Annotated in this window: 2 protein-coding genes; both read right to left on the bottom strand. The window is 56.9% G+C overall.

All coding sequences use genetic code 11. The features are described from left to right. Window positions 1-187: IS3 family transposase (locus HBH1_RS24720; protein WP_158243323.1), on the bottom strand; the 187-nt coding region annotated here is incomplete at its 3' end. Window positions 188-228: 41 nt separating this feature from the next. After that, a partial coding sequence (locus HBH1_RS24715) for a helix-turn-helix domain-containing protein (protein WP_102664753.1) occupies window positions 229-756 on the bottom strand: 528 nt, incomplete at its 5' end.

Below are 756 nucleotides of genomic sequence, written 5' to 3'. Positions count from 1 at the left end.
TCATCAGGCGCTGCACCGTCTTGTGATTGATCAGTTGGCCGGCCTGCTTGAGCGTGTCCGTAACACGGCGGTAGCCATACCTGCCTTTATGCCGATCATAGATCTTGCGGATGCGCGATTTCACGGCCGCGTACTTGTCGCCAGCTTCCTGCGCCTTGACCTGGTAGTAGAAGGTGCTGCGTGCCAATCCGGCAACCTTCAGCAGAACAGGCAACTTGTGGTGTGGCCTCAATTCCTGGACGAGTCGCGCTGCTTTTGCGCAGCCGCTTGCTCTGCCTGAATCAAGGCCCGACGCTTTTTTAGGTAATCAACCTCCGCACGCAGGTACTCGATTTCATCGAGCAATTCTTCACGCGGGCGCGTGTCGTCTTTCTTGGTGGGCTTTGGGGGTATCTTGGGCTTCATCATCATCGAGCGTCCTTTCGGCCTGGGCTGCAATCCAGCCAGGCCGTGCTCATGATACAGGCGCTCCCATCGACTGACTGTCCCGCAGCCGCGAAGTCCGTACATCGCCTCCACTTCCCGCTGCGATAGCTGATCCTGCTTCATCCGCTTCAATACCGATAGCTTGAACTCGGCACTGTAGTGCTCGTACTTCTTGTTCAGTCCCGCTACGCCATGATGTCGGTAGCTCCGGACCCACCGCCGAACTACGCTGTGGTCCAGCCTATATTCCTTGGCAAGCCCTCTGGCACTGCCTCCCGCCAGATATTTCTGCACTACTTCCTGCTTGAACTTCACATCGTACTTCGCCAT

The sequence above is a fragment of the Herbaspirillum sp. BH-1 genome, assembly GCF_002870055.1.
Taxonomy (GTDB): domain Bacteria; phylum Pseudomonadota; class Gammaproteobacteria; order Burkholderiales; family Burkholderiaceae_D; genus Herbaspirillum; species Herbaspirillum frisingense.
The sequence above is the reverse complement of the archived record's forward strand: the minus strand, read 5'-3'. Positions and strand labels throughout refer to the sequence as shown.